Below are 6999 nucleotides of genomic sequence, written 5' to 3' on the forward strand. Positions count from 1 at the left end.
GTGGTGAGCGGCGCGGGAGGGTGGGTCCTGACGCCGCCTCCGGTGCCTGAGGACGGTTGTGCGGAATGTGCGCGGCTCACCGCGCGGCGGCAGAGTGCGGAGTGTCGGCGGGACCACAGCGCGGCCGTCGACGCCCGCGTGCTGCTGCGGCGTCACCTGAAGGAGGTGCACGAGTGAGCAGCCACCGGATCTACCGGTACGTGGAGCACGTCATCGATCACGCGCCCGAAGGCGGCGTTGTCTACGAGACGTTCTGCGTCGCGGGCGGCTGCGCCGCCGGGTCGGGTCCGCAGCCGGAGCAGGACGTCGTCCAGGACTGGGCGCTGCGTCACGCACGCCGTACGGGTCATCACCTCTTCCGTCGGACCGTCACCGACCACGCGCGGGTGACCCGCACCGGCCCGGTGTGCTGAGCGGGCGGGGCGGCCCGCTACCGACCGAGACGGCCGGGAGCGGGTGTGCCGCTGGTGGGTTACCGGTCGGGAACCTCAGATCTCCCGCAATTCTCGCGGGATGTCGTTGCCGCGTTGTCCGGACGCTGCGAGGGTTCTGACGTTCCCGGACCTCAAGCCACCGGAGGCTTCTCTTGGCTGTCCGTCGTTCCGCCGTCGCCGCGGCGTCCGCCGCGGCGCTGCTTCTCCCCGCGGCACTGATCCCCGCCACGAGTGCCGGAGCCGCCGCTCCTCCGCAGGCCACGGGAGGGGAGGCCCATTCCCGTCCGCCCGCCAAGCAGCCCGTCGCGACAGGTGGCGGGGGTGCGGTCTCCAGCGTCAACCCGTACGCGTCCCAGGCCGGTCTGGAGGTGCTGCGGCGCGGTGGCAACGCGGTGGACGCCGCGGTGGCCACCGCCGCCGCCCTCGGCGTCGTCGAGCCGTACTCGGCCGGTATCGGCGGCGGCGGGTATCTCGTCCACTACGACGCCGCGACCGGGAAGGTCGGCACCGTCGACGGCCGGGAGACCGCGCCGGCGGGGATGCGTCCGGACTCCTTCGTGGACCCCGCGACCGGCAGGTCGATCCCGTTCGACGAGGCGGTCAACTCCGGTCTGTCCGTGGGCGTTCCCGGCACCCCGGCCACCTGGGCGAAGGCCCTGGAGGAGTGGGGTACGGTCCCGCTGGCGTCAGCGCTGCGACCGGCCACCCGGCTCGCCGACCGGGGGTTTGTCGTCAACGAGGAGTTCCGCGCCCAGACCGCGATGAACGAGAAGCGCTTCCGCGACTTCACCACCACCGCCGAACTGTTCCTGCCGGGCGGCGAACTCCCGGTGGTCGGCTCCCGCTTCCGCAACCCGGGCCTGGCCCGCACCTACCGGGAACTCGCCCGCGACGGCGTCGACGCGCTCTACCGCGGCGGCATCGGCCGCGACGTGGTGCGGACCGTCAAGCGGCCACCGGTGGCGCCGGACTCCACCCGGCACGTCCGCCCCGGACTGATGGAGCGGGGCGACCTGGCCGCCTACACGCCCGTACGCCGCGACCCCACCCATGTCACCTACCGCGGCCTGGACGTCTACTCGATGGCGCCGTCCTCCTCCGGCGGGACAACCGTCGGCGAGGCGCTGAACATCCTGGAGAACCTCCCCGTCCGCCCGGCGGACCGGGCTCAGGCACTCCACCACTACCTGGAGGCCAGCCGGATCGCCTACGCCGACCGCAACCGCTGGGTGGGCGACCCGGCGTTCTCGGACGTGCCCGCCAAGGAGCTGCTGGCAAAGGAGTTCGCCAAGGAACGCGCCTGCCTGATCCGGCCGGACGCCGCGCTCACCAGTCCGTTGGCGCCGGCAGATCCGCGCCAGCCGGGCTCCGGCTGCGCCCGTGGGACCGGCGGCGAGGAGCCGTACAAGGGGCCGTCCACCACCCACCTGGTGACCGCGGACCGCTGGGGCAACGTCGTCTCGTACACGCTGACGATCGAGCAGACCGGCGGCTCGGCGATCACCGTGCCCGGTCGGGGCTTCCTGCTGAACAACGAACTGACGGACTTCAACTTCACGCCGCTGACCGAAGGCGTGCCGGACCCCAACCTGCCCGGGCCCGGTAAGCGCCCCCGCAGCAGCATGGCGCCCACGATCGTCCTCCAGGACGGCCGCCCGCTGCTCGCCGTGGGCTCGCCGGGCGGGGCCACGATCATCACCACCGTGCTGCAGACCCTCGTCAACCGGCTCGATCTGGGGATGTCGCTGCCCGAAGCCGTCGCCGCACCGCGCGCCTCCCAGCGGAACCGGACGGTGACCGACGCCGAACCGGCCTTCCTCGACTCCCCGGAGCGTGTCGCACTGGAACGACTGGGGCACCGCTTCGTCCGGGCCCCGCAGACCTTCACGCCCTCACCGGAGATCGGGGCGGTAGCGGCGCTGGAGTTCCTGCCCGACGGCAGGATCCAGGCGGTCGCCGAGCCGCGCCGCCGCGGCGGCGGGTCGGCGATGGTGCTGCGCCCTTGTCGCTGAGCCCACCCACGACGGCACGTCGCGCCGGCCGCCGCCCGGGGGAGCGGCGGCCGGCCGGCTCGGCTGGCGCCAACGCGCCCAACCTGACGCCGCGCCTGGCGCTGGAGCCCCCTCAGGCCGTTGTTGGCACGATACGTCCATGACCCAGGAGATTCACGAACGAGGAGAAGCGCTGGTCGCCGCAGCCCAGGCAGGCGACGCAGAAGCCGTACGGCGGCACACCAACTTCTTCGTGCTGCAACAGCTCGTCGACGAAGGTATCCCGTACTGGGAACAGGCCGTAGCAGCCGGAGACCCCTTCTCTCACTACACCCTTGCCCGGTACCGGAAGATTCGCGGTGACCGGCAAGCAGCGCAAGCGCTCTATCGCGCCGTGGCCGACCGTGACGCCGGGTGCGCCTACGGGCTCGGCGTACTGCTCCACGAAGAAGGCGACCCCGAGGCCGCCGACTGGTTTCGCCGTGGCTGGGAGCAGGGACGTAATCTCAACTGCAAGATCGAGCTCGGCAAGCTCCTCGCAGCCGAGGGGCGACTCGACGAGGCGGCGAAGTTCTTGATGAAGGACGTCGCGCTGGGCGACATCGCCGTCTTCCGTTGGGTGCAGCTGTTCGAGTCGATCCGCGAGGACTTCGACCGAGTCGCAGCAGCGCTCGACGCGGCCGAGGCCGGCAGCGACCCAGAAGGCGCCGCCCAGGCGTTGCGCCCGCTCTTCGCGATGACGCAGCACTTCTCGGACTATCCGGGACTGACCGCGGAAGCAGCCGGCTACTACCGCCGGGCCTGCGCGCTCAGCGCCTCCGCTCGCGTGGACTATGCCGTGTTCCTGACGGACACCGGAGATGACGCCTCCTGGCCTCAGGCCCGGGGCCTGCTGATAGAGGCGCACGAGGAGGGCTACGAAGGCGCCGCGTACGCACTCGGTGTGCTGCACGCGCAGCGCGGCGACCTCAGCGACGCCGAGCACTGGTACACCATCGCGGCCGCCAACGGACATGAGTCCTCTCAGTGGAACCTCGCGCTGCTCTGCAAGCGCCAACGACGGTACGAGGAGGCCGAACGCTGGTTCCGGGAGGTCGGTGAGGACGACCGTGATGTCATGGAGCAGCTCGATGACATCGCCGCGATGCGCGCAGGTGGCGACACAGGCCCTGGAAAGGATCTACGTCGCCTGCCCGGGCTGCGCGAGCGAGCCGAGGCAGGTGACGTACATGCCTCGTACGCACACGGGAGGATCCTCCGGGACTGGGCCGGTGTTCACGACCGCCATCTCCTGCGCTGGTTCGAACCCGCCGCGACGGCAGGAGACCCCGAGGCGGCGTCCGACCTCGCGGAGCTCTACGGCGCGTTGGGCAGGCCCGCGTTGCGTGATCAGTGGTACCGCACTGCCGCCGAGGCAGGTCATCATGGCGCTTGCCACCATATGGGGTGGCTCTCCGAGCATCACCACGACTTCCAGGAAGCTGAACGCTGGTACGAGCGCGCGGCCCGTGGAGGTTCCGCGCTGAGCGCCATGCTCGCGGGCAAGCTCAAAGCCCAGCGCGGCGCGTACGGAGAGGCGGAACCGCTTCTTCGGGAGGCATGGGAGGGATCCGGTGATGCCGACTACCGGACAGAGACCGCCGGCTACTACGGGCTTACTCTGCACCGGCTGGGTCGGCTTACCGACGCTCTTGAGCCCCTGCGTCTCGCAGCCGAGCGCTGGGATGAGGACGTGCGCCCCCGCTACCGATCGGACGACTTGACCGTCCTGTCCCGAATGGTCGATCCGGGGCGGGAACTGGCCGCGATCGAGGCAGCCTTGACGGCCTGACACGGCGAGTCGACGGCGGGCGACGAGGCCGTGGAGTCGAGCCTCCACGGCCTCGTGGATCCTGCGGGCTCAGCACGGCGTGTTCGGCGGGCGGCGCTCGGGGCGGGGGCGACCGCGAGTGCCTGCTTGAAGCCCTGGAACCGCGGCGGCAACCCGCTTGGCCGCCGCAGTCCCGCTTCGCCCCGCCCGGCGGACAGGGTCAGCGGAGTTGGCGGCGGACGAGGTCGTGGAAGAGGCCGTCGGTGGCGCTCAGGAGTTCGGTGGGGGTGCCCTGTTGGACGATGCGGCCGTCGGCCATGGCGACGACGCGGTCGGCGCCCAGGACGGTGGAGAGGCGGTGGGCGATGACGACGCGGGTGCAGCGCAGGGCGCTCGTGGACTCCATCACGACGCGCTGGGCGGCGTTGTCGAGTGCGCTGGTCGCCTCGTCGAGGAAGAGGACGCGCGGCTTGCGGACCAACGCCTGCGCGATCATAAGGCGTTGGCGTTGGCCGCCGGAGACGGTGCCGCCGCCGTCGGAGAGCATGGTGTGCATGCCCATCGGCATCGCGCGGATGTCGTCGGCGAGGCCGGCGCGTTCGGCGGCCTCCCACGCCTCCTCCAGCGTGTGGGCCCCGGCGCCTCGGATGCAGTCGAGGATCGAGCCGGTGAGCGGCTGGGCGTTCTGGAGGACGACGCCGCACTGGCGGCGGACGGCGGACTGGTCGAGGGCGGCGAGGTCCTGGCCGTCGTAGTGGACGCTGCCGGTGAGCGGCCGGTCGAAGCCGATGAGCAGCCGCAGCAGGGTGGACTTGCCACAGCCGCTGGCGCCGACGATCGCGACGAACTCGCCAGCCGCGATGTGCAGGTTGACGTCCTCCAGGACGAGCGGGCCGTCGTCGCCGTAGCGGTAGGACACGCCGCGTGCCTCCAGGGCGCCGGTGAGGGTGCCGGGCGGGGTGCTGGAGTGGGCGACCTCCGGGGCGGCGCGCAGGATCGGGCGGATCAGTTCGAACATGGGCTGGACGGCGGCTGCCGAGAGCAGGGCGCCGGTGAGCTGGGTGGCGGAGCCGAGCAGCATCGTGACGGCCGTGCTGAAGGTGAGGAACTGGGCGGCGGTCATGCCGCCCCGGGCGGGCCCGGCGAGCAGCAGGAACATCACCAGTGTGCACAGCGGCAGGTAGACGGCGTTGAGGACGGCGAGCACGCAGCGGATGTGCCCGATGCGCTGCTGGAGTTCGCGGGTGCGGGCGAAGCCCTTCGCCCAGGCGGCGTACGCGAAGCTCTCGGCCGCCGCTACGCGCAGCTTGGGCAGCCCGCGCAGGGTCTGGAACGCCTGGTTGTTCAGCCGGTTGCCGAGCTTCACGAGCTGCCGCTGGTAGCGGAGTTGCCACAGGCCGAGGCCGAGAAAGGTGGCCGCGACAACCGACAGGATGCCGAGCGCGGCCAAGGCCATCGGCACGCTGAGCCAGAACAGCAGCACGAGGTTGGTGAGGCCGACCGTGCCGGCCTGTACGCAGACCGTACCGATGCCGGACAGGACGCGGCGGATGGCGCTGACGCCGAGTGCGGCGCTGGCCAGTTCGCCGGTGGAGCGGCCCCGGAAGAAGTTGGTCGGGAGCCGCAACAGGCGGTCCCAGACCGCGGGTTGGAGTGTCGCCTCGACGCGTCCTTCCAGTCGTAGCACGGCGGTGTTCTGGTAGAGCAGGAAGGCGGCGGAGACCGTGGCGGCGGCGACGAGGGCGAGGGCAGCGGGGGCGATCAGGTCGGCCTCGCCGGCGGGCACGTACGCGCCGAGGACGCGCCCGGTGGTGAGCGGTACAAGGGCGCCGAGCGCGGCGGCGACCAGCGCGCCGATCAGGAGCCTGCGCAGTTCGGGGCGGGTGCCGTGGGCACTGAACCGCATGAGGGAGAGCAGGCCGAGCGGCCGGTCCGGCAGCGGGCGGTAGAGCATGACGCCGCGCGGGTGGAGAGCGGGGGCGGTGTGCGCGGTGACGCGTTCGGCGTCGCCGGTGCGCGGGTCGACGACGTGGTAGCCGCCGCGCCGCCACAGCAGCGCCACCGGGGAGTCGTCGGCGGCCCGGTGGCCGAGCAGCGGCCCGGCGTCCCGCCGCCACCACCGGCCGGTGAGCCGCACTTCGCGGGTGCGGACGCGCGCGGCGCGGGCGAGACGTTCGACGGGGTCGGCGCCGGTGTCGTGCGGGCCGGTGACCGGCTGTTCGGGCAGCGGGACGCGGGCGTCGCGGGCGACGAGCCGCAGCGCGGCCAGCGTGTTGTCGTCGTCGGCAGCGCCGGCGGCGCGGCGGGGGCCGCGCGGGCCGATGGAGGCCAGCAGCGCCTCGTCGGCCCGGTCGCTCGCGGCGCGGCCGGCGCGGATGCCGGCCTCGGCACGGTCGGCGTGGTCGCGTTCCAGGGACTCGATCCAGCGGTCCAGCGCGCACAGCAGCCGGTACTGCTGGTCGACCATGCCCTGCCAGGTCGCCGGGTCGATCAGCAGGGTGCCCGCGGCGTGGCCCTGGTAGGCGGCGCCGTAGCGGACGCTGCCGGGGGTGAGGCTCATCCACAGGATGTCGTCGTCGTGGGCGTCCGGCCTGCCGGGGGCGGACGCCCACGACGACGAGGCGGGGTCGGCGGAGGTGTCGCCGCCGTCGAGCGGTGCCTGGTAGAGCACGCGCAGGCCCCGGCCGACGCCCCGGTTGAAGGCTTCCTCCAGCGGGCTGGGGGCGGGCGCGGCGCCTGGGTGGACGTACGGGTCGTACGTGTG

At 72.5% G+C, this 6999-nt stretch carries 4 protein-coding genes; 3 read left to right on the plus strand and 1 reads right to left on the minus strand.

Annotation, left to right across the window (positions count from 1 at the left end; translation table 11 throughout):
- Positions 1-173: 173 nt before the first annotated feature.
- From GL263_RS17990 to GL263_RS18000, 3 genes are all read left to right on the plus strand, one after another.
- Positions 174-413 carry a DUF7848 domain-containing protein gene (locus GL263_RS17990; protein WP_182856746.1) on the plus strand — a complete coding sequence of 80 codons (240 nt, stop codon included), beginning with the start codon at positions 174-176 and terminating at the stop codon, positions 411-413.
- 173 nt (positions 414-586) lie between these two features.
- On the plus strand, positions 587-2446 hold the full coding sequence (gene ggt / locus GL263_RS17995) for a gamma-glutamyltransferase (RefSeq protein ID WP_182856747.1): 1860 nt from the start codon (positions 587-589) through the stop codon (positions 2444-2446).
- A gap of 139 nt (positions 2447-2585) precedes the next feature.
- Positions 2586-4256, plus strand: coding sequence for an SEL1-like repeat protein (locus GL263_RS18000; RefSeq protein WP_182856748.1), 1671 nt, complete (start codon positions 2586-2588; stop codon positions 4254-4256).
- Between the two features lie 199 nt (positions 4257-4455).
- Here GL263_RS18000 and GL263_RS18005 read toward each other — a convergent pair.
- Positions 4456-6999 (minus strand): NHLP bacteriocin export ABC transporter permease/ATPase subunit (locus tag GL263_RS18005; RefSeq protein WP_182856749.1); only part of this gene is annotated, 2544 nt, incomplete at its 5' end.

Source organism: Streptomyces durbertensis (assembly GCF_014156695.1).
GTDB classification, from domain to species: Bacteria; Actinomycetota; Actinomycetes; order Streptomycetales; family Streptomycetaceae; genus Streptomyces; species Streptomyces durbertensis.

Excerpts from the sequence above, each read along its gene's own strand:
- GL263_RS18000 (WP_182856748.1), top strand. The coding sequence starts at position 2,586 with ATGACCCAGGAGATTCACGAACGAGGAGAAGCGCTGGTCGCCGCAGCC.